This window comes from Bradyrhizobium symbiodeficiens (genome assembly GCF_002266465.3).
Classification (GTDB): Bacteria; Pseudomonadota; Alphaproteobacteria; order Rhizobiales; family Xanthobacteraceae; genus Bradyrhizobium; species Bradyrhizobium symbiodeficiens.
Map to the genome: position 1 here is coordinate 2613535 of NZ_CP029427.2, position 26458 is coordinate 2639992.

The following is a 26458-nucleotide window of genomic DNA, read 5'->3' on the forward strand; positions in this document are numbered from 1 at the left end:
CTCCAAGCCTGCGCCGGTCTGCTACGCCCTGTTCGCCGCCGCACAGGACCAGTCCGTGACCCCGCCCGCCCCGTTAGCCAAGCCCGACGCGCCCAGACCTCCGTCGCTGCGCGCGCCGCTGGACCTGCTGTTTCTGTTCTGCTGCATCCTGCTCACCGCCGACGTGCTCGTTCCTGAAGTCTTCGGCAGCGGCAAGACCAAGGATTACCCGCTGTGGTACTGGGCCGGGCAGCAGGTCTTGCAGGGTAAGCCGCTCTATCCCGCCACGGCCGTCGAGTATTTCGAGTTCATCTATCCGCCGCTGCCGGCGATCATGCTGGCAATCCCGAGCTGGTTCGGCAAAATTCCGCTCTATGTCGTCCTGTCGATCCTGAACGCCTTGGCGTGGTGGTACACCGGGACGTTCTCCCAGGTCATGACCGGCTCGGGGCGCAGCCCCGGCCGCTGGCTGGAGGCGCTGCCCGCCGTCATCACCATGCCGTTCGTGTTCGACATGTTCGACCTCGGCCAGCCGAACCTCGTCCTGCTGGCCATGATGCTCTACGGTTTCTGGAGCTTGCGGCATCAACGTCCCTGGCTTGCAGGCTTCATGTTCGCGCTCGCTGCCGCCATCAAGGTGTTTCCCGTCGCGGTCCTGCCGTATCTGGTCTGGCGGCGGAAATGGGCGGCGGCCGCTGCTACGGTCGCCTTCGCAGGCATCCTGCTCTACGTCGTGCCGGCGCCTATCCGCGGCTTCGAGCGCAACGCGGCCGAGCTTGCGACCTGGTATCAGGGCATGGTCGGAACGAGCTCGGAAAAAGGCTTCGGCCAGCGTGACGAGCAGAACTGGTCGTGGGTCAACCAGTCCCTCATCGCCGTCACGCACCGCATGGTCCGTCCGATCAACTACAATCAGGACGATCCCAAGAAGCCGCCGCGTACGATGAACATCATCGACGTTGACTACAGGACGGCGAACTGGATCGTGCTGGGGCTGTCGGCATTGCTGGGGCTCGGCTTCGTCGCGATCATGCCGCGGCAAGCACTGCGAACGGCGCGCTCGGATGCCGAGGAGCTCGCCATCCTGTTCTGCCTGATCACGGTGGCCTCGCCTTTGGCGCGGCAATACTACTTCATGTGGCTGTTCTTCCCGATGACGGTGCTGATGCATCGCGCCGCCTTCGACGAACGGGCGAAGGTGCGCCTCGGAACCTGGCTCGCCCTCGGCGGGAGCGGCGTCCTCATGCTGCTGGCGCTGCCGTGGTTTCCCAATGTGCTCCAGGCCTGGGGCAATAATCTCCTGGCAACCGCGGTTCTTGCAGGTACCCTCGCATGGCACATCCGGCATCCGCCCGTTGCCGCTGGCTCCGAGCCTGCGACGGCGCTAAAAGCCGGTACCTCTTGAGACTCGAACGTCAGGAATCCGACCATGGCCAATGCGCAGCTTCAATCCGTGCTCGATCACATCGACGGGGATTTCGACAACAGCCTGGAGCGCCTGTTCGCGCTGTTGCGGATCAAGTCGATCTCCGCCGATCCGGCCTTCGCCGGGGATTGCAAGGCGGCGGCCGAGCATCTCGCCAAGGACATCGCGAGCCTCGGCGTCACCACTGAAGTGAGGGCGACGGCCGGGCATCCCGCCATCGTCGGCAAGACCGGGGCCGGCGCACGGCCGCATGTGATCTTTTACGGCCATTACGACGTGCAGCCGGTCGATCCGCTCGATCTCTGGCACCGTCCGCCGTTCGAGCCCGTGGTGACGGACCATGCCGACGGCCGCAAGATCATCGTCGCGCGCGGCGCCGAGGACGACAAGGGCCAGGTGATGACCTTCGTCGAGGCCTGCCGCGCCTGGAAGAAGGTGACGGGCTCGCTGCCGATCGACGTTACTTTCCTGATCGAAGGCGAGGAAGAAGTCGGCTCGAAGAATTTCGTGCCCTTCATCGAAGCCAACAAGGACGAATTCAAAGCCGACTACGTGCTGGTCTGCGACACCGGCATGTGGGATCGCAACACGCCGGCGATCACGACCTCGCTGCGCGGCCTGCTTTATGAAGAGCTGAAGATCACTGCCGCCAATCGCGACCTGCATTCCGGCGTGTTCGGCGGCAGCGCGATGAACCCGATCCGGGTGCTGACGAAAATTTTGGGCGGCCTGTTCGATGACGACAACCGCATCACCATCCCGGGCTTCTATGACGGCGTGAAGGATCTGCCGCCCGACATCCTGGAGCAGTGGAAGAAGCTCAACCTGACGCCGGAGATGTTTTTGAAGCCGATCGGCCTGTCGATCCCGGCCGGCGAGAAGGGGCGCCTGCTGATCGAGCAGGCCTCATCGCGCCCGACCTGCGACGTGAACGGCATCTGGGGCGGCTATATCGGCGAGGGCTCCAAGACGGTGATCCCGTCGCATGCGTCGGCCAAGGTCTCGTTCCGCCTGGTCGAGGGGCAGGATCCCCAGAAGATCCGCAAGGCCTTCCGTGACTACGTGACGGCGCGCATTCCCGGCGACTGCAAGGTCGAGTTCGGCGACCATTCCGCCGCGCCCGCGGTCGCACTCGACTGGAACATGAAACCGCTCGCCGCCGCCAGCAAGGCGCTGACGGAGGAATGGGGCAAGGAGACCGTGCTGATGGGCTCCGGCGCGTCGATCCCGATCGTCGCCGATTTCAAGCGCACGCTCGGCCTGGACTCGCTGCTCGTCGGATTTGGCCTCGACGACGACAACATCCACTCGCCGAACGAGAAATACGACCTCCGCAGCTTCCAGAAAGGTATTCGTTCGTGGGCGCGAATTCTCGCTGCGCTGGCGGAAGTGAAGTAGGGCCCGGCACAGCGCGGTGCCGTAGGGTGAGCAAAGGCGCAAAAGCGCGGTGCCCACCATCTGTCTCTGATCGCAACAGGACGTGGGCACGCTCCGCTTTGCCCACCCTACGAGACCTGTCTCCGGAACGACGAATGCCCCAAACAAAAACGCCGCCCGGAATTGGGCGGCGTTTCATTCCGAAACGTGTAGAGGGTGTTGAAACCTACCCTACACCAAACCCCGAAATTTTCAAGACCGGTAGCCTGGAAGCTCGCGGTCGAGCTTGCGCAGCAGCGGCGGCCACACGAGCTTGGTGGCGCGCAGCTCGGCGCGGTCGCGGTTGGCGAGTAGCTCGGTGTTCTTCTCGATCGCAATCTCCTCGACCGGGTAGATCGGCGTACCCAACGCGCGCGTGCGCACCTGCATCGAGCAGGCGCGCTCGAGGTGGTACATGCGCTCGAAGGCGGAGGCGACCGAGCGGCCGACCGTGAGCGTGCCGTGATTGCGCAGCAGCATGTGGTTGTGGTCGCCGAGATCCTTCTGCAGCCGCGGCCGCTCGTCGTGGTCGAGTGCGATGCCTTCGTAGTCGTGATAGGCGAGATCGTGGGTGACGAGCTGGGCGGTCTGGTTCAGTGGCAGCAGCCCTTCCGCGCTGCTCGACACCGCGGTGCCGTCGAGGGTGTGGAGATGCAGCACGCAGATGGCGTCCTCGCGCACCTCGTGGATCGCCGAATGGATGGTGAAGCCCGCCGGGTTGATGCTGTACTCGCTCTCGGAGAGCTGGTTGCCGTACAGATCGACCTTGACGAGGCTCGAGGCCGTGATCTCGTCGAACATCAGCCCGTAGGGGTTGATCAGGAAATGATGCTCGGGGCCGGGCACGCGCGCGGAGATGTGGGTGTCGACCAGGTCGTCCCAGCCGTACAGCGCGACAAGGCGATAGCAGGCGGCGAGATCGACCCGCTGCTGCCACTCGGCCTCCGTCATATCAGACGGCACTTCCTTCAGGCGCGCTTCCGCTGGCGACATGGCTGGTCTCTCCGAACATCGTTCCGAACATCGTTGTTGCGGGGAGGGAGCGTAGTACCGCTCGTGGCAAGCAGCAAGGCGGCCAAAGCGCGGCAGTCCAGCGTAGCCCGCATGGAGCGAGCCACAGAGAGAAGGATATTACGGCGCCGGGATCGACAGCAGGCTGGAAATGCTGCGGCCGCGGATGTCGTAGACGCGGGCGAACACCACGTCGTCGCGCTTGATCTCGACCATCACGGGCGCGGTCAGGCCCTTGCAGTAGAACTCGCCGAGCGTCATCGCGAAATCGGCCGCGTTGGAATCCCAGCCGATGGTGAAGTCGGGCCCGAGCGCGACCTGCGCGGGGCGCTGCGGACCGCAGACCGCGACCTTCCATTTGCGGCCGGCCGGCGGCGCTTCCTGGCGCTCGACCAGTTGCTCGCGCAATTCATCGGAGGCCTGCTTCAGCGCCAGGCCCCAATAGTCCAGCATGAAGCGGTCGTTGGCGCCGCGCACGGTGCCGGCGATGTGGTTGAAGTGCGTGTACTGATAGGGATGCAGCCGGATCATCTCGGCGAGCGGGAGCGCGAGGCCGAAGCAGAATGTGGCGAGGACGACCGGCTGCCAGGTGCGGTGATTGGCGCGCAGGCGTTCCATGGCCCACGCGAAAGCGACGCCACCGAGCACCGCCATCGGCGGAATCACGAAGACGAAATGGCGGATGCCGTTGTACAGCGCCGGCCGCTTCACCATCGCGATCGCGAGCGGCAGGGTCGCAGCCAGCGTCAGCATCAGCATGATGGTCTTGCGGCGCGCCGGAACCTCGCGGCGCGGCAGCATGGCGAACGTGCTGAACACGGCGCCGCCGATCAGCACCAGCATCACCTCGGGCAGCTGCAGCGCGAACAGCGTCGGCAGATAGGACCAGGGCATATCCGGCACCGACACGATCGCGCCGTCGAACATCTCCTTCCACGGCTTCTCGAAGAAATGCGAGAAGTAGGTCAGCGCCTCGAAAGGATTACCGGGCTCCATGATCGACCACGGCCAGATCAGGCCCATCACGAGGTAGCCGAACGCGAGGCCGGGCAGCAGCACATAGACGACATGGGCGAAGCGCCTGATAGCCTCGCGCAGGCCCTCGCTGCGGAGTTCTTCCAGGAACAGCGGGACGAAGCCGAGCATGGCGTAGACCAGCGCGAGCCCGCCGAGAATGCGGCAGCCGATCGAAAGGCCGGCGCCCAGGCCGACGATCAGGATCGTGCGCGGCGAGGGCTTGGGGTATTCCTCGGCGAGCCGGACCAGGCCGAGCATCAGGATGATCATGGCCACCGCGAAGGGCGCATCCTTCGGATTCATGAACATGTGGCCGTAGAAGATCGGGCACAGCGCGAGCAGCAGCAGCGCGGCAAGCCCGGCAAGGGGTCCGCCGATGCGGCGGGCGAGCCGCCAGGTCACCGCAAGTCCGATCACGCCGACGATGGCGCCGAGCAGACGTCGCGTCTCGAACAACTCGAGCGGAATGAACTTGTGCAGGAGGGCCGCGACCATGTCGAAGCCGCCGCCATACATGTAGAGATTGGCGAAGGAGAGCGCCGCGGTGTCCTTGAAGCCGGAACCGAACATGCGCAGCAACAAATCGGCATATTCGGCGTGGGTGTAGTCGTCCCAGCCGAGGCCGTAGTCGCGGAAGGTCAGGCCTGCAACCACGGTGACCGCAGCCAGCACCAGCATGGCGAGATCGTCGCAGGTCCGCTCGACCGAGCGCTGTTGAGGCGTGTCGATCGCCGAAGTCGTGATGGATGTCATGGCTATCGGTGCCCCGGAATCCCCTCTTGGCCCGGCTGGTGCGCGCGGGCCTGCTCCCCGGACTCCCTATAGCGCAGTTCCATTACCAAGTAATTGGGCATTATGGCTAAATTCCTGATGCGACGCAGCAATTCCGGATATTGACAGCAGGCTAGCAGTAGCGAGCCGTAGCTGAAGGGAATGTGAATAAGTCCCTGATTTCCTTCTCTTTCGGAACGCTGCCCGCAATTCGCCGTTGGCGTGGAACATCGTATGACGGTATCGTGCGTGACGGGTCGCGTGTGGATGTGCGGCCGGGGGTGAGTTCGATGACCTTGGCATTGTTGATCGCGGGGATTTTCGCCATCGTGGCGGGCCTCCTTTCGATCCTGTTCGGCTTTTCCGTCAGGGAGTTCAGCCTCGGCAGCCCCCTCATAGTCTCGGGCACGATCGCCGTCTGCTCCGGGATGTTACTGGCCGGCCTCTCTGTCGTGGTCACCGAGCTGAAGGGTATCGCGCGCCGGCTGGCCAGTGCACCTTCGGAGGTTCGGGTCAGGCCCGTGCTGCCGGGCCTCGCCGCATCGGGTGCTGCTGCGCCCGAGCCGATGCCCGCAGCGGCCGCAAGGATGGAGGGAAGGATCGAGCCGCCGCCAGCCCCCGCCGCGGGCACGCCGCCGTGGCAAAGCGAAGCTGCCGCGCGCGAGCGTCCGCGTGTCGAGGCGCCGCCGGAACTGGAAGCGCCGACGCCGCCCGCTGCTCCGGAAGCCCCGCGCCGCCGCAACCTGATGTTCGCCTCGACTTCACGCAAGGAGCGCGAGCGCGCGGAGGCGAAGACCACCGATGGAGCGCCGCCGCCACATCTGGAGCCCGGCGAGGCTGCGGAGAATCCGCCGGCAAGCTTTGACGATGCCTGGCCGAAGCCGGACCGCATGCGCCCGCCGGAGCCGCCGGCCGCCGCGCGCCGGCCCCCGCCGCGTTCTCCTTCGACCTTTGCGGAGACCGCTCCGCCTGCACCCGAACCGCCGCCACCTGTCGAGCAGCCGCCCGTCACCGTGCTCAAATCCGGAATCGTCGACGGCATGGCCTATTCGCTCTACTCCGACGGCTCGATCGAAGCGCAGATGCCGGAAGGCATGATGCGCTTTGCCTCGATCGACGAGTTGCGCGCCCATCTCGACCAGCGGTCCTGAGCTCCGACGCGCGGCGGTCAAGCGTCGTCGTCGCCTCGTCGGTCGTCTTGTTTCGGCCGAACCTATTGTTGACAGGGAATAGTTCGCGTCGTCTATCCCGTGAGGCGCAAGTGCAAAGAGGGCGGGCTCATGTCGGATGCCGGGGCTAAGAATTTCATCGAGCTGACGGCGAGCATCGTGTCGGCCTATCTCAGCAACAATCCGACGCCGGCTGGGGATATTCCGAACTTGATCAGCCAGGTGCACGGCGCCCTGGTGCGGGTGTCGTCGGGCCGCACCGAGACCGCGCCGCTCGAGCCGGCCAAGCCGGCGGTCTCGTTGAAGAAGTCGATCGCGCCCGATTATCTGGTCTGCCTGGAAGACGGCAAGCGCTTCAAGTCGCTGAAGCGCCATCTGCGCACGCAGTACAACATGACGCCGGAGCAATACCGCGAGAAATGGGGCCTGCCGGCCGACTATCCCATGGTCGCGCCGAACTATGCGGTGGCGCGCTCGCAATTGGCCAAGCAGATGGGCCTCGGACAGCAGCAGCGGAAACGGAAGTAGCTTGCTGCTTGATCGGCGTGCTCAGCCCTCATCCTGAGGAGACCGCAAAGCGGGCGTCTCGAAGGATGGCCGCGGGCGAGAGCCGGGCCTTTCATGATTCGAGACGCGCGTTCCGCGCTCCTCACCATGAGGATCGTGCCTCACGACGCTTCAGCGAGCGCCTCTCTCGCGTCGGTCTTGATGCGCTCGACCATCGAGCGCAGGCCGTTGGAGCGCTGCGGCGTCAGATGATCGCGAAAGCCGAACTCGTTGAACACGGCGATCGCGTCGGTATCGAGGATCTCCCGCGGCGTGCGTCCCGAATAGAGCGAGAGCACGATGGCGACAAGCCCGCGCACGATATGCGCGTCGCTGTCGCCGCGATATTTCAGGATCGGCACGCCACCATCGCAGTCGACCAGCTTCTGCAGCCAGACCTGGCTGACGCAGCCGTTGACCTTGTTCGCGGCGGAATGCTCGGCCTCCGGCATCGGTTCCAGTGTGCGGCCGAGCTCGATGACGTACCGGTAGCGGTCGTCCCACTCGTCCAGAAGCTCGAAATTATCCCTGATTTCGTCGATCGTCGTCATGCTGGCCCGTGTCCCGTTGGGGCCAATATAAGGATGCGAGGAGATGAAATCGATAGGGTTTGGGCGCTAATTCGCCGCCGAGGGGCCGCGCCATTCCAGCGCGAGGTCGTCCTGACTCAGGGTGTCGTGCGGCGCTTCGCTCGAGACGGCATCGCCTTCGCCGGCCATCGCGATCGAGCCGGTATGGTCGGGCGCCTTCTTGTCGTTCTTCTCGTTCTTGTCGTTGCTGATGTGCTCTTTCTTGTCGTTGATGATCTGGTAGATCTTGCGCGCGCCATCCTGGGCGCGCTGGCCGATGATGGTCGCGGCCTGTCCGCCGACCTCGCAGGCCGCCGGCTGGCGCTTGCAGAACTGGGTCATGTCGGAGACGGCCGCGGTCGCAGCCTGAACCGCGTCGGCGGCGCCGATCTGGGGCAGCTTCTCCGATTCGGGCGTCTTGTCCCTGGGCAGGAGCACCAGCACCAGCCCGAGCCAGAATGTGATGCGGAGCAGAAAGCGCATCTTGTCGACCTGTACGTTAGATCCCGTCCGCGGCGATGGTCCGCGCGCGTTTCGACCTAGCAACTCTCGATAAATCGCAAGTGATTGCCTTGAGCTTAATTCGCGGAAAATTTGCGCAGAAATCTTCGAGATCGACGGTGTCGTAAATTTTCGATTGACGCCGGCGCCCGGGATTTTGCCGGCACGAATGTCTACCAATTCGAAACCATGCCGGGATGCGGGAAACCCTGTGTTCACCATCCTCGCCGAAGACGTCGCCAAATCGTCTAAAAGGCCCCGCGATGTCGCGGCGTCCGGCCGCGCACCGGGCCGCCTTAGCACTCGTTTAAGGTCGCTCTGACACGGTGGCTCAACGATAAGGAGGCGTTGCGGCGCGTCTTCAAAGGACGAGTGAGCCGAAGCGCGAGACCCGTGACAGTTTTGAGTATCATCCGCGATTGTCTCGATGCACTGCTGCATCCCTCCGCGCGTTACGATGCGCTGATGCGGGCGCGTCATCGTGCCTTCATGGCGCCTCGGCTGCTCGGCAGCCTGGCCGCCTTTGCCGCATTCCCGGTTTATCTCGCCATGCGTGGCGCGCCGAGCGCGGTCGAGGTCGCCGCTTTCGCCTGGCTGATCGCGCCGATCCTGCTGTCCTGGTTCCTGTCGCGCACCGGCCGCTATGAAGGTGCGCATGTGCTGTCGTCGTTGGCGCTCGCCGGCCTGATCATGGCTGTCGCGGGCAGCACGGGCGGCATCGAATCATTCGCCGCGGTCTGGCTGGTCGTGGTTCCCCTCGAAGCCGCGCTGTCGGCCTCGCGCCGCGTCGCGGCCTTCGCATCATTGCTCGCGCTGTCCTGTGCGGGACTCCTGATCCTCGCCGGCCAGCTCGGCTGGCTGCCGGTCGCAGACACCAGCACCGCGGAACGTGGCGTGCTGATGGCGTGCGGCGTCGTCTCGGCGACGCTCTATGCCGCTGGCCTTGCTTTCGGCGCGGAATCGCTCGCGCGTACCAGCGTTGCGCTGCTGTCGCGCGAGGAGGAGCGTTATCGCCTGCTCGCCCGCAACATGAGCGACGTCGTCTCGCGGCATCGGCGCAACGGTGCGGTGGAGTTCATCTCGCCCGCGGCCGAGGCCATGCTCGGCATGCCGGTGGCGCAACTGCTAGGGCATGGCCTGTTCGACCGCGTCCATGTCGCCGATCGCCCGGCCTATCTCACCGCGCTCTCCGCTGCCGCGCGCGGTGACGTCCGCAGCATCGAGTTCCGGCTACGGCGTGAGCCCGACGGTTCGGAGCGCGGCCAGGTCGATTTCCTCTGGGTCGAGATGCGCTGCCGCCCGCTCGACCGGGATTTCGGCCAGAATCCCCATGGCGACGATACGCGCGAGGCAGAAGTCGTCGCCGTGATGCGCGACGTCACCGAGTACAAGCTGTCCGAGCAGGCGCTGGAACAGGCGCGCAGCGCCGCGGAAGCGGCCGATGCCGCCAAGACGCGCTTCCTCGCCACCATGAGCCACGAGCTGCGCACGCCGCTGAACGCCATCATCGGCTTCTCCGAGATGATCGCACAGGAGCAGACCCTGATGCTGGGTGCGGCCCAGCGCCGGGAATATGCCCAGCTCATCAACGATTCCGGCCAGCATCTGCTGTCGGTCGTCAACGGCATCCTGGACATGTCGAAGATGGAGTCCGGCAATTTCGAGATCGCGTCCGAGCCGTTCGCGCCGCGCGCCGCGCTGCTGCATTGCTGCAATCTGCTGGCGCTGAAGGCGCGGGAGAACGGCATCGACCTCATCACCGACGCGCCGCAGGATCTGCCGGTCATGACCGGCGATCCCAGGGCGTTCAAGCAGATCGTGCTCAATCTCGTCGCCAACGCCATCAAGTTCACCGAGCGCGGCGGTCAGGTCTCGGTGACCGCTTCGGTGTCGGGTTCGCAACTGACGCTGCGCATCGGCGACACCGGCGTGGGCATTGCGGCCGACGATCTCAACCGCATCGGCGCGCCGTTCTTCCAGGCGGGCAAGACCTATCAGCGCCGTCACGAGGGAACCGGCCTCGGACTTTCGATCGTCAAGAGCCTCGTGGCGTTGCATCTCGGCGAATTGACGGTACAAAGCAGATTGGGAGAGGGCACTCTCGTCACCGTCAGGCTGCCGCTCGTCTACACGCCCCCGCAAGTCAAGCCGGTCGAGAGCAAGGTCGCGACGCTGGCGCCGGTGCAGCGTCACGACCTTCAAGACCAAGCTCACGACCAGTCTCAGGACCAACCCGCTCTGGTGAAGAAAAGTGCCTAGGAAGTCTGCCAAGGACGAAGCCGCTCCGCGCCGCCGTGGCGCCAAGGCCGCCGTCGTCGATGTCGAGACCGAGCGCAACCTCGTGATGCGCGTGCTGCTGCACAGCCCCAAAGATACGCTAGCCGGCCTCGTCGCCGTCGCTGCGATCGGTGCGATCGTCACCAACGCGCTGTTCCTGCAGACCGGTCGGCATCCGGCGCCGATGTTCGGCACCGTGATCAATCTTCCCGCGCCTTCCTCCGTGGCGCTGCCGAACCCCTTGCCGCGTCCGCGCCCGGTCGGCGCCGATACCTCGCCGCTGGAGCCGCGCGCGACGGAGTTCCGCGCCGAGCCCAAACCTGCCGAGCCCAAACCTGCCGAGCCCAAGCCCGTCGAGCGAGCCGCCGAGAAGCCGCCGGAGAGACCCGTCGAGGCGACCGCATCGACGCGCTCGAACGATCCGATGACCAATCTGGTCAAGCAAACGACGTCGACGCCGCAATCCGCAATGCGTCCGCCGGCGCCGATCCCCATGCCGCATGGCCCGGCCGCACGGCGCATCGCCGGCGTGCAGCGCGCGCTGTCCGAATATGGCTACGGCAATTTGAAGATCACGGGCACGATGAGCGGCGAGACCCAGTCCGCGATCCAGAAGTTCGAGCGCGAGCACAGGATGCAGGTCACTGGCCAGCTGTCCGACCGGCTGCTGCGCGAACTCGGCGCCGCAATCGGCCATCCCGTCGATTGACGCGTATCTCGCTGTCATTGACGCCGATCAATTCCCGGCATGCCGCTCCGGCAAGGCAGGCCCGCCCGCGCACGGGCGATTTGCTCGGGATCAATGACGGCCGGCAGCTTCGGGGAACATGATCGACCATCTTCAAGGAAGAAGAGAGGTTGTCATGTTCAAGGTCTCGGTTCTGGTCTGGATCGTGCTGGGTACGGTGCTCGCGGGCGTCAGCCTGATCGTCGTGCTGATGGTGCCGAGTTTCGCCGCGGACGCGATCAGAAACATCCCCTATGCGGTCGCCGTGGGATTTGCACTTGCAATGCCGCTGTCATACCTCGTGGCGCGCCAGATCAACGGCGGGCAAGGTGTAAGCAAGGCGTGACATTCGGACACTGACACTGGCGGCGCGCGTCGCGCTGGCCTATCGTTCGACTCATGCGTTTGAAATCCAACATATGGGTCGCGGCCTATTTGCGCCGGTGCCAGACCGAGGGCGTGTACGGCGCAGTGGTTCGTCGCGGTGCCGAGGAGGCGGGTGCGGTGTTCGTCAAGGTCTCGCTGCTCGACGGCCAGGCGATGCTCTACGCTCCGGCGCCGCAGACGTCGTACGACGACGACCGCCCCGTCGATCGCTTCTTCGTGCCGGTCGCGCAGCAGCCCTTGCCGGAGCACACGATCGAGGAGCGTCTCGCCAAGGAAATCCGCTTCGATCCGGACGCATGGATCGTCGAGACCGAGGATCGCGCCGGGCGGCATTTCCTGGACCTGGCGAAGACGTAGCTGCTGCTCCCGTGTCCCGGACGAGCGGCGACGCGCAGCGTTGCCGCGCAGAGCCGGGACCCGGAAAGCGACACGAACGGACGCCGCGAGATGAGCCACGGCTCAACACCGCATCGCACCGTACGATGCTTCGCATCGCCGGGAGCGCTGTGCTGCGTCCGGGGCACGAACTCCATCGTGTGCCGGCGTGGCGAACTAGCGCTCCGACGATCCGTCGGTACCGGTGCGGCGCGGCATCGCGCCCGGCTGCACGCCCGGCCGCGTCTGGCTCGCGCCGGCGCGGGCGCGCTGGCGTTCGCCGTCATGCAGTGACGGCTGGTATTTTGCGCGGGTGACGGCGAGAGTCGAACCGCGCCAGGCCGCCAGCATCACCAGTGCCGAGCGGTCGCTGAGGCGATCGTAGAGCCGCGACAGCCGGTACACCTCGTTCACGGAATTGCCGATCTCCGGCTTGAAGAACAGCAGGATGCGCTGGAAATTCGGGCTCGGCATGTCGAGCGCGCGCGCGGCGACCGCGAGCGCTTCGCCGCCGGCATCATCGACGATCTGGGCTGCGACGCGCGAGGGCAGGATCAGGCTGTCGCCGAGCTCGAGGGTGAAATTCTCGACATCGCCCGCGATCGCCGCCATCTCCAGGATCTGGAACGCGCGCCTGGCGCGCGCGGTCGGAATGCGGGGCGCGGCCTTCAGCGGGGTCTGCGCCAGATTGTGCAGGATCAGCGCGCGCTCGGAGGCGCCCGCGCGGAAGAACATGTCGTGGATCTCCGCGGCGTCCGTCGGCTGCATCGCCATGTTGGCGGCCATGCGCCGCTCGGCGTCGGTCGGCGTGCGGACCGGCGAGGGGGCGGGTGCGGGCGTAGGGATCTCGCGGGCCAGCGGAACCCTGCGGCCTTCCTGCGCCGCGACCAGGCCGAGCTTCTGGAGAACCGGGATCGGCGCCTGCGGATAGATTGCGAGCCGCGCCTTGACGGCCGCGCGCGTGGCATCGTCGACCTGGTCGATCAACCGCGTCGCAAGCTCGATGAATTGCCGCTGTTCGTCGTCGCTGTGGGTGTTCTTCTGGACGTAAAGGTCGGTCAGCACGCGCAGCAGCGTCGGCCGAACATCGACGCCTTCGCGACGGGAGAGCGACATCAGCCCGTCGAATCCGGGAAACAGCGACTTGGTCATGGAGGATACGCGACCTGGAAGAGATACTCGTCGCCAGCCTATCGCAGGCTCCTTTAAAGGCTCGTTAAGGAAAACGAGGCGTGAAACCCAACGCTCGATTTGAAGCGATCTCGTGCCGCAGCGGGACGTCGCGGCCGGCCCGTGCGGTTACGGTTCCACCCCGACGTTTACACCCCGTTAACCATGAACTGATCTTAATGAATGCATGTTGCACGGGCGCGCATGATCGCGCGGCAATCGAAGAGAGCTGACATGGGGACCATCATTGAATTTCCGGCCGGTCGCCGGGTGGGCTCGTCGAGGGATGTCGCTCCGCGCGCGGACATGGGAACGATCCTGATCCTTCCCGTCATCCGTATCGAGCGCGAGGCAGACGAAGCCAGCGGAGATCACGGGCCGGAGCAGGGCACAGCGCCGGGGCGCCGTCGTCGCCGTCGCTGATTCCAGGCTTTTGCAATGCCGGACACCATCCGCCAGATCCGGTCTGTCCTGTCGGCCGTCTTGCTCGCGCTTTTGGCTGCGAGCCTCGCGGCCTGTAGCGGCGGCGATTTCGGCCGCACCCGTGAGAGCATGCGCAGCGACGACATGCATCGCTGGCTGGGCGCGGAGGTCACCGGCAGCGTCGGTCTGAAGCCGTCGCAATTTCAACTGACCGACGAGGAGCGCCAGCTGCGCGACCTCGCCTATCCCATGATCGAGCCGCCGCTGTCGCGCCCCGCCTGGAAGAGCGTGTTCGGCGACTACAAGGCGATGCCCTCGCCGTGGCAGCAGAAGATCGTGTTCGACCGCACCATGTACGGCCGCACGCTGATCGACGAGCCGCACCGCTCGCATTCCTCGCGCTATGCGCAACTGATGGAGGACGTGCGCAACGACATCACCCGCTTCGAGCCGTTCTTCGCCAGTGCGATCCGCGTCATCGACCTCGACAGGAAGCGCAATGCCAGCATGGCCCGCGTCTCCGCGCTCTCGCCGAGGGAGAAGGACGACGCGGTCGCGCGCATGCAGGAGAACTCGCTGATCGTGCAGTGGGTGCAGCAATGCCTGGAACAGCGCATCTCGTCCTACCGCTGGGCGCTGGAGCGCCTGGTGATCCAGGCCCCCGACGGCCTGGCCGCCGACGCCGACCGCCTGATCGGCGAACTCGCGGCCCAGACCGCCAACCCGCCGGTCCAGGCGCAACCGCCCTATGGACGTGCGGTGGTTTCGAAGGGCTGAGACGCGCAAAGGCCGCTCGTGGCGAGCGGGCCGTCCCCGTCAATCGGCTGCATTGGGATGCGAATCCCGCGCTCTTGCAGTGCTCCCAGGCCGCGCCGCGCTGCATCATAACCTTCATCCCAGCCCAGACTTCGTTCAGGAACCCTGATTGCGCTTGTCCTTCGGGGCCGGATGACTAGGATTATTTTGTTTCTTCAAGTCATTTGCCCAAAGGTCCATAGAGATGCTCCTAGACGCCCTGCGTCCTTTTACGAGCCGTCCGGACGTTTCCCACCGCACCCTGCTGGCTCTTGCCATCCTGCTCGGAACCACCGGTTCGGCCGCCGCGCTTAGCAAGGAAGCGGCGCTGGAGAATTGCCGGATGACCATCGGCAAGCCGATCGTGCAGGCCTGCATGCGTGCCGGTGGCGGCGCCAATCTCGAAGCCTGCCGCGCCAAGGCTTCGCCCCAGGTCAGATCCTGCGTGATGGCGGCGCTGAATGCCGCCAACGGCCGGGCCAATGTGGCTGTCGAGGTTCCCAAGGAGAGCGCGCCCAAGCTCGAGGCGGGCACGGCGCTTCCGAAGGACTTCGTCGCGCCGCCCCGCAGCATCGCGGACATTACCGCCGTCCTCGACGGCGACAGGCCCGACGAGAAGATGATCGCGGAACTGAAGTCCGATGCCGACGCCGTCCCGACGGGCAAAGAGTCGCGCCAGGATCTCGCCCAGCTCTATTTCGATCGCGCCAACGCGCGCGCCCAGCTTGGCCGGCTCGCCGAAGCGATGGCGGACGCAGACAAGGCCGCGGAGGTCGGGCGCGGCGCGGTGGGGCCGAACCTGCTGGGTCGTATCCTGCAGCTTCAGTCCTTGCAGCACGCCCTCGCGGGCGATCCGAAGCGGTCGCTCGAGATCATGCAGAGGCTGCTGCGCGAATCGGCCAGCATGCCCGGCGCCAAGGGATTGCAGTTCAACACCAACCGCGGCATCGCGAGCGTTCTCATCCAGATGGGCGACGTCGCGCAGGCCGAGGGCTATCTGCGCCGCAGCCAGACCGCGATCCAGGAGGCCCGCACCAGCGGTCATCCCAACTGGCGAGCGTCCTATGCCAAGTTCGGCCAGGGCTGGGAAGGCGAGCTGGAGCTCGGGCGAGCCCTGATCTTCGAGGCGCGCGGACAGTTCGCCGACGCCGAGGTCGCCTATCGCAATGCCGAGCTGCGCAAGCGCGCGAGCACGAAGGCGATCCTGGAAGCTGACAATCCGCCCGCCGAAACCATCCTGCTGCAGGCGATCGACGGCATCATCCTGAACCAGGCGCGCATGAAGGCGAAGCAGGGCAGGCTCGCCGAGGCCGAGGTGGATGCGCGCCGCGCGCTGCTCTCGCGCCTGAAGGATACCGGCAAGTACAATTCCGTCACGCCGCGTTTCGTGATGGGACTTGCGGGTATCCTCGTCGACCAGGGCCGCTATGAGGAGGCCGAGAAACTTGGACGTGTCGCCCTTGAGATCGCCAACAAGGTGGGCGTGCCGGAGGATTCGCAAGCGACGGTGCAAGTGTTGTCGCAGCTCGCCGGGATCCTGACGCTTCGGCGTCAGAATGCTGAAGCCGGCGCAATGTTCGCGCGGATCGACAAGGCCGTCACGGGTTGGGATCCTCAGCGCCGTCAGGTGTTCGAGCTCAATCCCTCCCGCATCCTGTCGCTCTATGGCTCCGGTCAGTTGGACGCCGGCATCGCGGCCGCCGAGCAGCTCGTGAAGAAGCAAATCGCGCGCGTCGGCGAGAATCATTTCGACGCCGCATCGGCGCGCGGCACCCTGGCCATGGGCCTGATGCGCGCCGGGCGTGACGCCGAAGCGATCCGCGAATACAAGGCCGCCATCCCGGTCATGATGGCTGGCGCCAACGAGAACGCCGACGACGAGAACACGACTGTCGTCGCCGCACGCAGCCAGCGGCTGCAGGCCATCGTCGAGAGCTATCTGATGCTCCTGGCGAGGGCCGAGGGGACCAATAAGACTGTCGGCGAAGAGACGTTCAGCCTTGCCGACGCCATCCGCGGCCGTTCGGTGCAGCAGGCGTTGGCGGCCTCGAGTGCGCGCGCGGCCGCGAAGGATCCTGCGCTCGCAGAACTCGTGCGCAAGGAGCAGGACCTGACCAAGCAGGTCAACGCCCAGCTCGGTACTCTCAACAACGTGCTCGCCCTTCCGGCGGCGGAGCGCGACGACAAGGGTGTCGCGCAGATCCAGGCCTCGATAGCGGCCCTGCGCGGTCAGCGGGACAAGGCGCGCCAGGAGATCAAGCAGAAGTTTCCGATCTACGCCGATCTCGTTTCGCCGAGGCCGCCCAGCGTCGCCGATATCCGCGCCACGCTGGCCGACGACGAGGCCATGCTGTCGTTCTATTTCGGCCAGAACGCCAGCTTCGTGTGGGCTGTACCGAAATCGGGGCCGGTCGCCTTCGCCGCGGTACCGGCCAAGATCGGCGACATCGAGAGCAAGATCCGCAAGCTGCGTGAAGCGCTTGAGCCGCAGGCTGCGATGATCTCGGATATTCCGCCGTTCGACCTCGCGCTCGGCCATGAACTCTACGAGCTTCTGCTCAAACCCGTCGAGAGCGGATGGAAGCCGGCGAAGAACCTGATCGTCGTGACCAATGGCGCGCTTGGGCTGTTGCCGCTGTCCCTTTTGCCGACCGCAAAGGTGGAGGTGGCTGCCGACGAGGACCCGCTGTTCGTCGGCTATCGCAACGTGCCGTGGTTGGCGCGGACCCATGCCGTGTCGACGGTGCCGTCGGCGGCGGCGCTGCGCACGCTGCGGCAATTGCCGCCGGGCAAGGCCGGTCGCGGCGACCTCGTCGCCTTCGGCGATCCTTATTTCAACAGGGATCAACAGACCGAGGCGGACGGCGCCGGGGAGAAGGTGCAGGTTGCCGATGCCGGCGGCAATGTCACGCGCGGCGGCCCGCTGAAGCGGCGCAACAGTCCCAAGCTCGAGGGCGTCGACAGCGCCGAGCTTGGTCTGCTGCCGCGCCTACCCGACACCGCGGACGAACTGAAATCGATCGCGCTCGCGCTGCAGGCCGATCCCTCGAAGGTGCTGTTCCTTGGGAAGGACGCCACCGAGAGCGCGGTGAAGACCATGAATCTGTCCGGCTTCAGAATTCTGGCCTTTGCCACCCACGGCCTCATTCCGGGTGAGCTGAACGGGCTGACGCAGCCGGCGCTCGCTTTATCCTCGCCGGCCGTGACAGGCGAGGGCGGTGACGGTCTCCTGACCATGGAGGAGATTCTCGGCCTCAAGCTCGATGCGGACTGGGTGATCCTCTCGGCCTGCAACACCGGCGCGGGAGCGGGCGCCGGGGCCGAGGCGGCGTCCGGGCTTGGCCGCGCGTTCTTCTATGCCGGAACGCGTGCGCTGCTGGTGACGAACTGGTCGGTGCATTCGCAGTCGGCGCGGCAATTGGTGACGGACCTGTTCAAGCGGCAGGCGGACGATCCCAAGCTGTCGCGCAGCGAAGCGCTGCGCCAGGCGGCGATGGCGCTCGTCGATGGTCCCGGCTATCTCAACAGCGAAGGCAAGACCGAGTTTGCGTATGCGCATCCGTTGTTCTGGGCGCCTTACACGATCATCGGCGATGGCGGCTTGCGGTGACCAACAGGTGACGGAAGGGGTGAAAAGACGATGACGCGGAATGTCTTGTTGGGCGTTGTGGCGGCAGGTTTATTGCTTTCGGCTCCTGCGCGCGCCACGCAATTGATCACCGAGGAAGAAGCCAAGCTGCCGCCTCCGAAGGGAGCAATCGCAGCCGACCGGCGCGGCATCCTGCGCGGCCCGAAGGTCGAGTTCATCTCGCCCGGCGATTCCATGAGCTCGCCGATGCCGCTGGTGCTGAAGTTCGAATCGTTCGGTGGAGCAAAGATCGACCCGGAATCGGTCAAGATGATCTTCCTCCGCACGCCGAACGTGGACCTCACCCCGAGGGTAAAGCCCTTCGTGAAGCCCGAGGGCATCAACATGCAGGATGCCGAACTGCCGCCGGGCGAATACACGGTGCGGGTCGATATCAAGGACAGCGACGGCCGGGCCGGTACCACCATCTTCACCTTGAAGGTCGGGCCGAAATGAGCTGTCCTTACTGCTGCGCCGGCACTGCGGAGGGCGCAATGGTCTGCCCCTCCTGCGGGCGCGACATCGCCGTTCCCGCCACCCTGCTGGCTGAGCGGGACGATCTCCTGCGCAAGCGCGAGGAATTGCGCGATGAGTTGAGACGGGCCAGAGACGAGGTCGAAGCCATCACAAGGCGAAGGAAGTCGCGCTAGCGATGGAGTGTCCGTTCTGCGCCGAGACCATCAAGGACGAAGCGATCGCGTGCAAGCATTGCTCGCGGGACCTGCGCATCGTGCGCCCGATGCTGATCGAAATCGACGCCATCGTCGCCGACCTGGACAAGCTCAGGCGTGACCTCGACCGCGTCCATGTCCGGCTTGAACGCTACAAGAACCCGCTGCGCTATTACCTGACGCATGCGGTGCTCTACGTTGCGATTCCGTCCGTGCTGCTGGTGATCGCGCATGTGCTGGTGACCATCACCCTCAACGTGTCTCCGATCCCGCTCCGGATCGCGTCGATCGTGATACCGCTTCTGTTCGGCTTCGTGGCCTATCCGCTGCACCGTGTCTCCGCGCTGACGGCCCTTGTGCTGGCTTTCCTGACGGCGACGGTCAGCGTGCTTTCGATGCTGACGGTCACCGGCGTTCACGATCATGTCCCGATCCTGCCGGAAGCCTGGATCGAGTGGCGCGAGGTGTTCGAATACGGCGCCAGCATTCTGCTCGCCTTCGTCTCCGGAAACATCTTGAGCGTGGTGATCTTCCAGGTGCTGCCCCGCGTGTTGACGCAGGGCGGCAAACCGAACGCATTCGCCTTCCGCGTCGCACGCCTCTTGGGGCAGCACGTCGGCGAAGAGCAATTGCGCCGCCGTGCCCGGCTGATCCAGGACCTCATGCAGACGATCGGCCCGCTGGCGGGCGTCGCGGCCACGGGCGTCGGCTCAATCTATGCGGGATTGAAAGGCCTGCTCGGATAGGGAGGACGCAGCGCCTCTCGCCGCCAAGGCGTGAGTTCATGCGCAGCCAGCCTCCGGTGATGGTGCTCATGCGTTTCTCCGATCGACAGTGGGTTCGCCGATCGATAGCGCGCTCGTGATGCGCGGGTTCAACCACGCGGCCGTCTCGAAGTTGCGTCCTACTGTCGCCTGACAGCTGCTGCCATCGAGGCCAGTCTACCGCGCGTCCACCACTTCGCCGTCTTCCTTGACGAACCGGCCGACCGGACGATCCAAGAGACCGATGACGGCTTCGGAGGGCCGGCACAAGCGCGCGCCCATCGCCGTCACCACGATCGGGCGGTTGATCAGGATGGGATGCGCGAGCATCTGGTCGATCAGCTCGTCATCGGTCCATTTGGGATCGTCGAGGCCGAGCTCGCGAAAGGGCGTGCCCTTCTCGCGCAACAGCGCGCGGACGGAGATGCCCATCGCCTTGACGAGCTCGATCAGCTTGTCGCGCGAGGGCGGCGTCTTCAGGTATTCGACGACGACGGGCTCGATGCCGCTCTGGCGGATCATCGCCAGCGTGTTGCGCGAGGTGCCGCAGTCGGGGTTGTGATAGATCGTGACACTCATGCTCGGGTTTTCCGCTTCACTGGCGCGCTTCCAGGGCTGTGGTGGCTTTGCCGGCGCCCGCTTCGTACCAGCCCCGGGTCGCCTTGACGATGCGGACGACGGACAGCATCACCGGGACCTCGACGAGCACACCGACCACGGTCGCCAGCGCGGCGCCGGAGTCCAGGCCGAACAGGCTGATCGCGGCGGCGACCGCCAGCTCGAAGAAGTTGCTCGCGCCGATGAGGGCGGCTGGAGCCGCGACGCACCAGGCTACGCCAAATCGTCGGCTCAGCCAGTACGCCAACCCCGCGTTGAGATAGACTTGCACGAGGATTGGAACGGCAAGGATGGCAATGACGAGCGGTTGCCTGACGATCTGCTCTCCCTGGAAGCCGAACAGCAGCACCAATGTCGCGAGGAGCGCGACCAACGACAGTGGCTGCAGCGCCCGCATGACGCGGTCGAAGCCGGCCGCGCCGCTTCGGAGCAGCACCTTGCGCCATAACTGCGCGACGATCACGGGAACCACGATGTACAGCAGGACCGAGAGCAGCAGCGTGCCCCAGGGAACACTGATCGAGGCCACGCCGAGCAGCAGTCCCACCAGCGGCGCAAACAGGAACACCATGATCACGTCGTTCAGGGCGACCTGGCTCAGCGTGTAGTTAGGCTCTCCCTCGCACAAATTGGACCACACGAACACCATCGCGGTGCAGGGCGCGGCCGCCAGCAGAATCAAGCCGGCGATGTAGGACGAAATCTGGCCAGCCGGCAGCAGCGGCGCGAAGAGGTGGCCGATGAAGAAGGAGCCCAGCAGGGCCATCGAGAACGGCTTCACGGCCCAATTGATGAAAAGGGTGACGCCGACGCCGCGCCAGTGCTCCCGGACCTGACCGAGCGAGCCGAAGTCGATCTTCAGCAACATGGGCACGATCATGAGCCAGATCAGCACTGCGACCGGCAGGTTGACCTTGGCGACCTCAGCGGCTGCGATGGCTCCGAAGAAGCCCGGCAGGACGTGTCCCAGTGCGACGCCGACGACGATGCAAAGCGCAACCCACAGAGTGAGGTATCGTTCGAAGATGCCCATCGTCACGCCACGTCGTCTCGGTGGGATGTCGCGCCATCGGAGCGGCCGATCTCGCGCAGCCTGGTTCCGAGCGACAGCCTGTCGATGCTCCTCAGCGGCAGGTTCAGGAAGGTATCGATCCGATTCTTGAGATAGCGGAACGCAGTGACGAACGCCGCCTGCTTCTGAAGCTCGGAACCTTCGGCCGCAGCGGGATCTTCAATGCCCCAATGCGCCGTCATCGGCTGGCCCGGCCAGATCGGGCAGGATTCGCCCGCTGCGTTGTCACAAACAGTGAAGACGAAATCCATCACGGGCGCATCGGCGCTCGCGAATTCCAGCCAGCTTTTCGAGCGCATCCCGTCGGTCGGGTAGTCCATGGCCTCGAGCGTGCGCAGTGCGAGCGGATGCACCTCGCCCTTTGGCGTGCTCCCGGCGGAGAAGGCTCGAAAGCGGTTGGCGCCGTCCCTCCGAAGGATCGACTCGGCCAGGATCGATCGCGCCGAGTTGCCGGTGCAGAGAAACAGCACGTTGTAGATCTGGTCAGACACGGCTTCGTTCCTTCCGTTTCGGCGAGCAGCAGGATTGCAATGTTTCGACGACGGGATCGCAGACCTCCGGTCGCCCGCCGCAGCAATCGCGAAGCAGGAAGAGCGTGACGTCGCGGAATTCGCCGAGATTGGCGCGGTAGACGATCGAGCGGCTGTGCCGCTCGGAGGAGACGAGGCGCGCCCGGCTCAGGATCGCCAGATGTGCGGAGAGCGTGTTCTGGGGAACCTCCAGCAGGCGGGCGAGGTCGCCGGCGGCGAGGCCCTCGGGCTCGTGCCTGACCAGCGTCCGGAACGCCTCCAGACGGGTCGACTGAGCCAAAGCGGCAAGGGACAGGACGGCTTCTTCGTTTTCCATATATCCAGATTTATGGAATAGATGAGGAGGCGTCAATCGGAATCTCGTATCCCCAGCCGGCTATAATTCGAATATTCTAGAAATATGGTTTGACAGCCGGCATGGACAAGCGCAGCGTGAGGGTCATGAAGATCGCCGACGCAGCAGCACGTTTGGAGGCCCTGGGTAATCAAACCCGGCTTCAAATCTATCGGGCGTTGGTCCGTGCCGGGCATGCCGGCATGCCGGTCGGTCGCCTCCAGGACAAGCTGAAGATCCCGGCGTCGACACTGTCGCATCACATCAAGACCTTGGTCTCGGTCGGCCTCGTCAGCCAGATCAGGGAATCGACCACCCTGATCTGCCACGCCAATTTCGATGCCATGCGGGGCCTCGTCGATTTCCTGGCGGCGGAGTGCTGCGCGGACGAAGTTGGATGCAAGGATACGCAGACGGCCGCCTGACGTTTACGGTTCATTATTCGATGATTTTAGAAGGACGGGAGAAGTTCAATGAACGCCAGGACGGTCGCCATCATCGGAGCCGGGCCGGTTGGCCTTGCTGCGGCTGCGCATGTGCTCGAACGCGGCATGTCTCCCATCGTGATCGAGGCCGGCCCTGAAGCCGCGCACGCGATCCGTCAGTGGCAGCACGTCCAGCTGTTCTCGCCATGGGAATACAATGTCGACAAAGCGGCGGCACGGCTGCTCGCGCCAACCGGATGGAATTCGCCGGACCCTCACGCCTATCCGACCGGCGGCGAGCTGATCGATCGATATCTCACCCCGCTCGCAACACGCACGCCGCTTCGGGAGACAATTCGGACTTCGAGCCGGGTCACGGCCATCAGCCGCGTCGGCTTCGACAGGGCGAAAACGAAGGGCAGGGAGCAGGCGCCGTTCGAAATCCGCTATCAGAACGGCGGGGGTCCCGAGATGCTTCGCGCCGATGCCGTGATCGACGCGTCAGGCACGTGGTTCTCTCCCAATCCCGCGGGCAGCAACGGTCTGCCTGCGATCGGCGAACGCGAGCGCGCCCACCGCATCGCTTATGGTATGCCGGATGTGCGGGGCGCAGATCGTGCCAGATATGCCGGCAAGACCGTTGTCGTGCTCGGTGCAGGCCATTCCGCCGTGGGTACGTTGATTGATCTCGCGCAGCTCGCGGGTGAGGTGCCGGGCACGCGAGCGATCTGGCTGTTGCGCGGCACTGATCCTTCAAAGGCGTTCGGTGGCGGCAGCAATGACAAGCTTGCTGCGCGCGGCGCGCTGGGCTCGACTTTCGCCGCCCTCGTGGCCGCAGGGAAGATCAGGGTCGAAACAGGCTTCGGCGTCACGCATCTCTCGGAGACCGACGGCCGTCTCAGGATTTCAGCGGGCAGCTGCTCCGGCGCGCAGAGTGTGGTGGCGGACGAACTGGTCGTCTCGACTGGCTTCCGTCCCGATCTCTCGTTCCTGTCCGAGCTGCGGCTGCGGCTCGACCCGGCGATAGAGGCGCCGGTTGCGCTCGCGCCGCTGATCGATCCTAACGAACACAGCTGCGGCACGGTCCGTCCCCACGGCGCCCGCGAGCTCGCGCATGACGAGCCGGGCTTCTATCTCGCCGGCATGAAGTCCTATGGTCGTGCGCCGACCTTCCTGATGATGACCGGATACGAACAGGTCCGTTCCATCGTGGCCGACATCGCGGGCGACAAGGAGGCCGCGGCCCGGGTCGAGCTCGTGCTGCCGGAGACCGGCGTCTGCACGCGCGGCGGTGTCGAGGCGGCGGGGGCGGGATGCTGCGGCGGTCCCGCGAAGGCGGAGCCGTCAGCCTGCTGTGCTGCCGATGAAACCGCAAAGACGGAAGGTCGCGCGGGGTGCGGCTGCTCATGACGCAGGTCCCCGCGGACCGGGAGACAGGTCCGCTCGCAATTGTCTTCGCACTCGGAACCGCGCAGACCATCGCGTGGGCATCGAGCTATTATCTTCCTGCCATCCTGGCGGCGCCGATTGCGCGCGATCTCGGTCTTGCGCCGACCTACGTGTTCGGCGCGCTCTCGGGGGCGCTCGTCATCTCCGGCCTGCTCGGGCCACGGGTGGGGCATGCCATCGATACGTTCGGAGGGCGTGGCCTGCTAGCGGTCTCGAACCTCGTCTTCGTGGCAGGCTTGCTCCTCTTGTCCGTAGCTCACGGCGTGGTGGTGCTCGTTGCAGCCTGGGTGTTGCTCGGGATCGGCATGGGCATGGGCCTCTATGAAGCGGCCTTCGCGACGCTTGCGCGCATCTATGGCAGCAACGCGCGACGAACCATAACCGGCATCACCCTGATCGCAGGTTTCGCCAGCACCCTCGGCTGGCCCCTCACGACGTGGCTGGCTGCCGAGTACGACTGGCGCGTGGCCTGCCAGGTGTGGGCGGCGATTCACATCTGTCTGGCGCTGCCGCTCAATCTGTCTCTGCCGCGCGCCGTTCCTTTGGACCAGCAGCCTCGTCCGGATCCGGGAGCGAGCCCAATATCCGGACAGCAGAGCGAGACGTTCGCGATGGTGCTGCTGGCCTACATGTTCGCGGCGGCGAGCTTCGTCAGCTCGGGTGTCTCGGCCATTCTACCGACCATGCTGGTGGCGTTCGGCGCGACGCCAGCACAGGCCCTGCTCGCAGGCACCCTGGTCGGGCCTGCACAGGTCGGTGCCCGCCTTCTGGAAGCAGGGTGGCTCGGCCGGTTTCATCCGCTGTTGTCGGCCCGGCTCGCCATGCTGATGAATCCGATCGGCGTGGTTGCTTTGGTCGCGGGCGGCCCCTTGCTCGCATCGACTTTCACGGTGCTGTATGGCGCAGGCAACGGCATCATCACCATTGCCCGCGGCACGCTTCCTTTGGCACTGTTCGGGCCGGCGGGCTTCGGCCGGCGCGTCGGCATGATCTCGCTGCCGTCGCGGGCGACCGGCGCGCTCGCCCCGCTCGCGCTCGGAGTGATGGTGGAGCGGTTTGGCAGCAGCGCGCTCTGGATCAGCGCGGTGGCCTCGATCTCCGCGTTTTTCGCGCTTCTGTTGCTGCGTGCGGACCAGACAAAATAGGGACGGAGGGGAGGCGAGCATTCGGAGTTTGAGCGGGGGGCCGCTGATCGCGGTGATGTGTATCGGCCAGCTCGGCAATCTGCTGCCGCACGTGACGTTGTCCGCGAACTTGGCGCAGCATCTGATGCCGGCGTGGGGGCTGTCCGCCGCCGAAGGCGGCCTGATGGCGAGCGGCTATGCGTTCGGCTACATGCTGGCCGTCCCGGTGCTGACGACGCTGACCGATCGCCTCGACGCGCGGATCGTGCTGTTGTGCGGCTCCGTCGTCAGCGGCCTGGCGACCATGGCCTTCGGCATCTTTGCCCAAGGATTCTGGTCGGGCACCATCATCTGGTCACTCGCGGGACTGGGCTTTGCCGGCGCCTACATGCCCGGCCTGAAGGCGTTGACCGACCGTTTGCCCGCAGGCGACACCTCGCGGGCGGTGACGCTGTACACGTCGAGCTTCTCGGTCGGCGTCGGCCTGTCGTTCCTCGTTGCACAAGTCCTCGCCGATCGCTGGGGATGGCGGACCGCGTTCTACGTCACCGGCGTCGGCCCCATCGCGATGGTGATCGCGTGCCTTCTGATCGGGGGCCATCGGCCTGTCCCGAGGACGGGACGGCTGCTGAATTTCGCACCCGTGTTCGCCAATCGTGAGGCGCTCGGCTACATCCTCGGTTACGGTGCTCACTGCTTCGAGCTGTATGGCATTCGCACCTGGCTGGTCGGGTTCTGGACCTTCGTCGTTGCGCATCAAGGCGGGCCGTCCTGGATGACGCCCGTGCTGATGAGCTTCTGCTTTGCGGTGATCTCGATGCCGGCCAGTATCCTCGGCAACGAGGCCGCTCTGAAATTCGGGCGGCATCGGGCCATCACGGTCGTGATGGTCGCTTCGGCCTGTGTCGCGCTGGTGATCGGTCTCAATGCAACGGCCCCCGCATGGGTGCTCGCGCTGCTGCTGATGATGTACGGCCTGACGGTGCCGGCTGATTCAGGCGCATTGACCGCAGGCATGTCGGCTGCGGCCGTCTCCGAGCATCGCGGTGCAACGCTGGCCCTGCATTCCACGGTCGGCTTCGGCTTGTCGGCGCTCGGCGCGTGGGGCACCGGCGTCGCACTCGACATGGCCGGCGGTCCGCAGAGTGCGGGCGGATGGCTGCTGGTGTTCATCGTGCTGGCGGCCGGAATCGCGCTGGGGCCGTTGGCGTTGCTGTGGGCGCGACGATCCGGTGCCGAGGGCGTCGCGCGGCGGACGTGATGACGTCGCCGCGTGACGTTCGA

At 65.5% G+C, this 26458-nt stretch carries 26 protein-coding genes; 17 read left to right on the plus strand and 9 right to left on the minus strand.

Features of this window, described 5'->3' with window-relative positions:
* Nucleotides 1-55: 55 nt before the first annotated feature.
* Together CIT39_RS11900 and CIT39_RS11905 are read left to right on the plus strand one after the other, a co-directional pair.
* Nucleotides 56-1384 (plus strand): glycosyltransferase family 87 protein, encoded by a 1329-nt coding sequence (locus CIT39_RS11900; protein WP_162308457.1) that lies wholly within the window; start codon nt 56-58, stop codon nt 1382-1384.
* A gap of 24 nt (nt 1385-1408) precedes the next feature.
* Entirely contained in the window at nt 1409-2803 is a 1395-nt protein-coding gene (locus tag CIT39_RS11905; RefSeq protein WP_094975173.1) for a M20/M25/M40 family metallo-hydrolase, read from the plus strand.
* Nucleotides 2804-3034: 231 nt separating this feature from the next.
* Here the strand turns inward: CIT39_RS11905 and CIT39_RS11910 are convergent, their stop codons facing one another.
* Nucleotides 3035-3814 carry a class II aldolase/adducin family protein gene (locus CIT39_RS11910; protein WP_094975172.1) on the minus strand — a complete coding sequence of 260 codons (780 nt, stop codon included), beginning with the start codon at nt 3812-3814 and terminating at the stop codon, nt 3035-3037.
* 138 nt (nt 3815-3952) lie between these two features.
* Nucleotides 3953-5602, minus strand: coding sequence for a glycosyltransferase family 39 protein (locus CIT39_RS11915; protein WP_094975171.1), 1650 nt, complete (start codon nt 5600-5602; stop codon nt 3953-3955).
* A 308-nt stretch (nt 5603-5910) separates the two neighbouring features.
* Here CIT39_RS11915 and CIT39_RS11920 point away from each other — a divergent pair, with 308 nt between their 5' ends.
* Both CIT39_RS11920 and CIT39_RS11925 read left to right on the plus strand, forming a co-directional pair.
* Complete coding sequence (locus CIT39_RS11920; protein WP_094975170.1) at nt 5911-6771, plus strand: hypothetical protein; 861 nt, start codon at nt 5911-5913, stop codon at nt 6769-6771.
* A 129-nt stretch (nt 6772-6900) separates the two neighbouring features.
* Nucleotides 6901-7317 carry a Ros/MucR family transcriptional regulator gene (locus CIT39_RS11925; protein ID WP_094975169.1) on the plus strand — a complete coding sequence of 139 codons (417 nt, stop codon included), beginning with the start codon at nt 6901-6903 and terminating at the stop codon, nt 7315-7317.
* A gap of 140 nt (nt 7318-7457) precedes the next feature.
* On the opposite strand, the gene CIT39_RS11930 is transcribed toward CIT39_RS11925, so the two are convergent.
* Both CIT39_RS11930 and CIT39_RS11935 read right to left on the minus strand, forming a co-directional pair.
* Nucleotides 7458-7886: a SufE family protein gene (locus tag CIT39_RS11930; protein ID WP_094975168.1), complete on the minus strand. Its 429-nt coding sequence runs from the start codon at nt 7884-7886 to the stop codon at nt 7458-7460.
* A gap of 66 nt (nt 7887-7952) precedes the next feature.
* The gene (locus CIT39_RS11935; RefSeq protein ID WP_094975167.1) at nt 7953-8387 is read right to left on the minus strand and encodes a DUF5330 domain-containing protein; all 435 of its coding nucleotides are present in this window, start codon (nt 8385-8387) and stop codon (nt 7953-7955) included.
* A 411-nt stretch (nt 8388-8798) separates the two neighbouring features.
* Here CIT39_RS11935 and CIT39_RS11940 point away from each other — a divergent pair, with 411 nt between their 5' ends.
* From CIT39_RS11940 to CIT39_RS11955, 4 genes are all read left to right on the plus strand, one after another.
* Nucleotides 8799-10664, plus strand: coding sequence for a PAS domain-containing sensor histidine kinase (locus CIT39_RS11940; RefSeq protein ID WP_162308458.1), 1866 nt, complete (start codon nt 8799-8801; stop codon nt 10662-10664).
* The gene (locus tag CIT39_RS11945; protein WP_094975165.1) at nt 10657-11391 is read left to right on the plus strand and encodes a peptidoglycan-binding domain-containing protein; all 735 of its coding nucleotides are present in this window, start codon (nt 10657-10659) and stop codon (nt 11389-11391) included. Before CIT39_RS11940 ends, CIT39_RS11945 begins: the two co-directional genes overlap by 8 nt.
* Nucleotides 11392-11545: 154 nt before the next feature.
* Nucleotides 11546-11755: a hypothetical protein gene (locus CIT39_RS11950; RefSeq protein ID WP_162308459.1), complete on the plus strand. Its 210-nt coding sequence runs from the start codon at nt 11546-11548 to the stop codon at nt 11753-11755.
* 53 nt (nt 11756-11808) lie between these two features.
* The gene (locus tag CIT39_RS11955; RefSeq protein WP_094975163.1) at nt 11809-12153 is read left to right on the plus strand and encodes a DUF1491 family protein; all 345 of its coding nucleotides are present in this window, start codon (nt 11809-11811) and stop codon (nt 12151-12153) included.
* 195 nt (nt 12154-12348) lie between these two features.
* Here CIT39_RS11955 and CIT39_RS11960 read toward each other — a convergent pair whose 3' ends face one another.
* Nucleotides 12349-13323 carry a DUF2336 domain-containing protein gene (locus CIT39_RS11960; protein WP_094975162.1) on the minus strand — a complete coding sequence of 325 codons (975 nt, stop codon included), beginning with the start codon at nt 13321-13323 and terminating at the stop codon, nt 12349-12351.
* Between the two features lie 252 nt (nt 13324-13575).
* Here CIT39_RS11960 and CIT39_RS11965 point away from each other — a divergent pair, with 252 nt between their 5' ends.
* The 5 genes from CIT39_RS11965 (at nt 13576) to CIT39_RS11985 (ending at nt 19604) form a co-directional block, all read left to right on the plus strand.
* Nucleotides 13576-13764, plus strand: coding sequence for a hypothetical protein (locus CIT39_RS11965; RefSeq protein WP_094975819.1), 189 nt, complete (start codon nt 13576-13578; stop codon nt 13762-13764).
* 15 nt (nt 13765-13779) lie between these two features.
* Entirely contained in the window at nt 13780-14541 is a 762-nt protein-coding gene (locus CIT39_RS11970) for a hypothetical protein (RefSeq protein WP_094975161.1), read from the plus strand.
* Between the two features lie 223 nt (nt 14542-14764).
* Nucleotides 14765-18169: a CHAT domain-containing tetratricopeptide repeat protein gene (locus CIT39_RS11975; RefSeq protein ID WP_094975160.1), complete on the plus strand. Its 3405-nt coding sequence runs from the start codon at nt 14765-14767 to the stop codon at nt 18167-18169.
* A 30-nt stretch (nt 18170-18199) separates the two neighbouring features.
* Nucleotides 18200-18643: a hypothetical protein gene (locus CIT39_RS11980; RefSeq protein WP_094975159.1), complete on the plus strand. Its 444-nt coding sequence runs from the start codon at nt 18200-18202 to the stop codon at nt 18641-18643.
* Between the two features lie 196 nt (nt 18644-18839).
* Nucleotides 18840-19604 carry a hypothetical protein gene (locus CIT39_RS11985; protein ID WP_094975157.1) on the plus strand — a complete coding sequence of 255 codons (765 nt, stop codon included), beginning with the start codon at nt 18840-18842 and terminating at the stop codon, nt 19602-19604.
* 195 nt (nt 19605-19799) lie between these two features.
* On the opposite strand, the gene arsC is transcribed toward CIT39_RS11985, so the two are convergent.
* The 4 genes from arsC to CIT39_RS12005 are packed head-to-tail and all read right to left on the minus strand — an operon-like array spanning nt 19800 to nt 22158.
* Nucleotides 19800-20201 carry an arsenate reductase (glutaredoxin) gene (gene arsC / locus CIT39_RS11990; RefSeq protein WP_094975156.1) on the minus strand — a complete coding sequence of 134 codons (402 nt, stop codon included), beginning with the start codon at nt 20199-20201 and terminating at the stop codon, nt 19800-19802.
* A gap of 16 nt (nt 20202-20217) precedes the next feature.
* Nucleotides 20218-21273: an ACR3 family arsenite efflux transporter gene (arsB, locus tag CIT39_RS11995; RefSeq protein ID WP_094975155.1), complete on the minus strand. Its 1056-nt coding sequence runs from the start codon at nt 21271-21273 to the stop codon at nt 20218-20220.
* Between the two features lie 2 nt (nt 21274-21275).
* On the minus strand, nt 21276-21803 hold the full coding sequence (locus tag CIT39_RS12000) for an arsenate reductase ArsC (protein WP_094975154.1): 528 nt from the start codon (nt 21801-21803) through the stop codon (nt 21276-21278).
* On the minus strand, nt 21796-22158 hold the full coding sequence (locus CIT39_RS12005; RefSeq protein WP_094975153.1) for an ArsR/SmtB family transcription factor: 363 nt from the start codon (nt 22156-22158) through the stop codon (nt 21796-21798). Before CIT39_RS12005 ends, CIT39_RS12000 begins: the two co-directional genes overlap by 8 nt.
* A 125-nt stretch (nt 22159-22283) precedes the next feature.
* On the opposite strand from CIT39_RS12005, the gene CIT39_RS12010 reads away from it, so the two are divergent.
* Genes CIT39_RS12010 through CIT39_RS12025 form a run of 4 tightly spaced genes read left to right on the plus strand, consistent with a single transcriptional unit; the run spans nt 22284 to nt 26435 of the window.
* On the plus strand, nt 22284-22601 hold the full coding sequence (locus tag CIT39_RS12010) for an ArsR/SmtB family transcription factor (RefSeq protein ID WP_094975818.1): 318 nt from the start codon (nt 22284-22286) through the stop codon (nt 22599-22601).
* 48 nt (nt 22602-22649) lie between these two features.
* The gene (locus tag CIT39_RS12015) at nt 22650-24011 is read left to right on the plus strand and encodes an NAD(P)-binding domain-containing protein (RefSeq protein WP_094975152.1); all 1362 of its coding nucleotides are present in this window, start codon (nt 22650-22652) and stop codon (nt 24009-24011) included.
* Nucleotides 24008-25195, plus strand: coding sequence for an MFS transporter (locus tag CIT39_RS12020; RefSeq protein ID WP_162308460.1), 1188 nt, complete (start codon nt 24008-24010; stop codon nt 25193-25195). The genes CIT39_RS12015 and CIT39_RS12020 overlap by 4 nt, the downstream gene beginning before the upstream one ends.
* A 55-nt stretch (nt 25196-25250) precedes the next feature.
* Nucleotides 25251-26435: an MFS transporter gene (locus CIT39_RS12025; protein ID WP_094975150.1), complete on the plus strand. Its 1185-nt coding sequence runs from the start codon at nt 25251-25253 to the stop codon at nt 26433-26435.
* Nucleotides 26436-26458 lie beyond the last annotated feature (23 nt).

Excerpts from the sequence above, each read along its gene's own strand:
- CIT39_RS11980 (WP_094975159.1), top strand. The coding sequence starts at position 18,200 with ATGACGCGGAATGTCTTGTTGGGCGTTGTGGCGGCAGGTTTATTGCTT.
- CIT39_RS11985 (WP_094975157.1), top strand. The coding sequence starts at position 18,840 with ATGGAGTGTCCGTTCTGCGCCGAGACCATCAAGGACGAAGCGATCGCG.
- CIT39_RS12010 (WP_094975818.1), top strand. The coding sequence starts at position 22,284 with ATGAAGATCGCCGACGCAGCAGCACGTTTGGAGGCCCTGGGTAATCAA.
- CIT39_RS11920 (WP_094975170.1), top strand. The coding sequence starts at position 5,911 with ATGACCTTGGCATTGTTGATCGCGGGGATTTTCGCCATCGTGGCGGGC.
- CIT39_RS12025 (WP_094975150.1), top strand. The coding sequence starts at position 25,251 with ATGTGTATCGGCCAGCTCGGCAATCTGCTGCCGCACGTGACGTTGTCC.
- CIT39_RS11975 (WP_094975160.1), top strand. The coding sequence starts at position 14,765 with ATGCTCCTAGACGCCCTGCGTCCTTTTACGAGCCGTCCGGACGTTTCC.
- CIT39_RS12015 (WP_094975152.1), top strand. The coding sequence starts at position 22,650 with ATGAACGCCAGGACGGTCGCCATCATCGGAGCCGGGCCGGTTGGCCTT.
- CIT39_RS11910 (WP_094975172.1), bottom strand. The coding sequence starts at position 3,814 with ATGTCGCCAGCGGAAGCGCGCCTGAAGGAAGTGCCGTCTGATATGACG.
- CIT39_RS11955 (WP_094975163.1), top strand. The coding sequence starts at position 11,809 with ATGCGTTTGAAATCCAACATATGGGTCGCGGCCTATTTGCGCCGGTGC.
- CIT39_RS11970 (WP_094975161.1), top strand. The coding sequence starts at position 13,780 with ATGCCGGACACCATCCGCCAGATCCGGTCTGTCCTGTCGGCCGTCTTG.
- CIT39_RS11950 (WP_162308459.1), top strand. The coding sequence starts at position 11,546 with ATGTTCAAGGTCTCGGTTCTGGTCTGGATCGTGCTGGGTACGGTGCTC.
- CIT39_RS11935 (WP_094975167.1), bottom strand. The coding sequence starts at position 8,387 with ATGCGCTTTCTGCTCCGCATCACATTCTGGCTCGGGCTGGTGCTGGTG.
- CIT39_RS11960 (WP_094975162.1), bottom strand. The coding sequence starts at position 13,323 with ATGACCAAGTCGCTGTTTCCCGGATTCGACGGGCTGATGTCGCTCTCC.
- CIT39_RS11905 (WP_094975173.1), top strand. The coding sequence starts at position 1,409 with ATGGCCAATGCGCAGCTTCAATCCGTGCTCGATCACATCGACGGGGAT.
- CIT39_RS12005 (WP_094975153.1), bottom strand. The coding sequence starts at position 22,158 with ATGGAAAACGAAGAAGCCGTCCTGTCCCTTGCCGCTTTGGCTCAGTCG.
- arsC (WP_094975156.1), bottom strand. The coding sequence starts at position 20,201 with ATGAGTGTCACGATCTATCACAACCCCGACTGCGGCACCTCGCGCAAC.
- CIT39_RS12020 (WP_162308460.1), top strand. The coding sequence starts at position 24,008 with ATGACGCAGGTCCCCGCGGACCGGGAGACAGGTCCGCTCGCAATTGTC.
- CIT39_RS11925 (WP_094975169.1), top strand. The coding sequence starts at position 6,901 with ATGTCGGATGCCGGGGCTAAGAATTTCATCGAGCTGACGGCGAGCATC.
- CIT39_RS11965 (WP_094975819.1), top strand. The coding sequence starts at position 13,576 with ATGGGGACCATCATTGAATTTCCGGCCGGTCGCCGGGTGGGCTCGTCG.
- CIT39_RS11915 (WP_094975171.1), bottom strand. The coding sequence starts at position 5,602 with ATGACATCCATCACGACTTCGGCGATCGACACGCCTCAACAGCGCTCG.
- CIT39_RS11930 (WP_094975168.1), bottom strand. The coding sequence starts at position 7,886 with ATGACGACGATCGACGAAATCAGGGATAATTTCGAGCTTCTGGACGAG.
- arsB (WP_094975155.1), bottom strand. The coding sequence starts at position 21,273 with ATGGGCATCTTCGAACGATACCTCACTCTGTGGGTTGCGCTTTGCATC.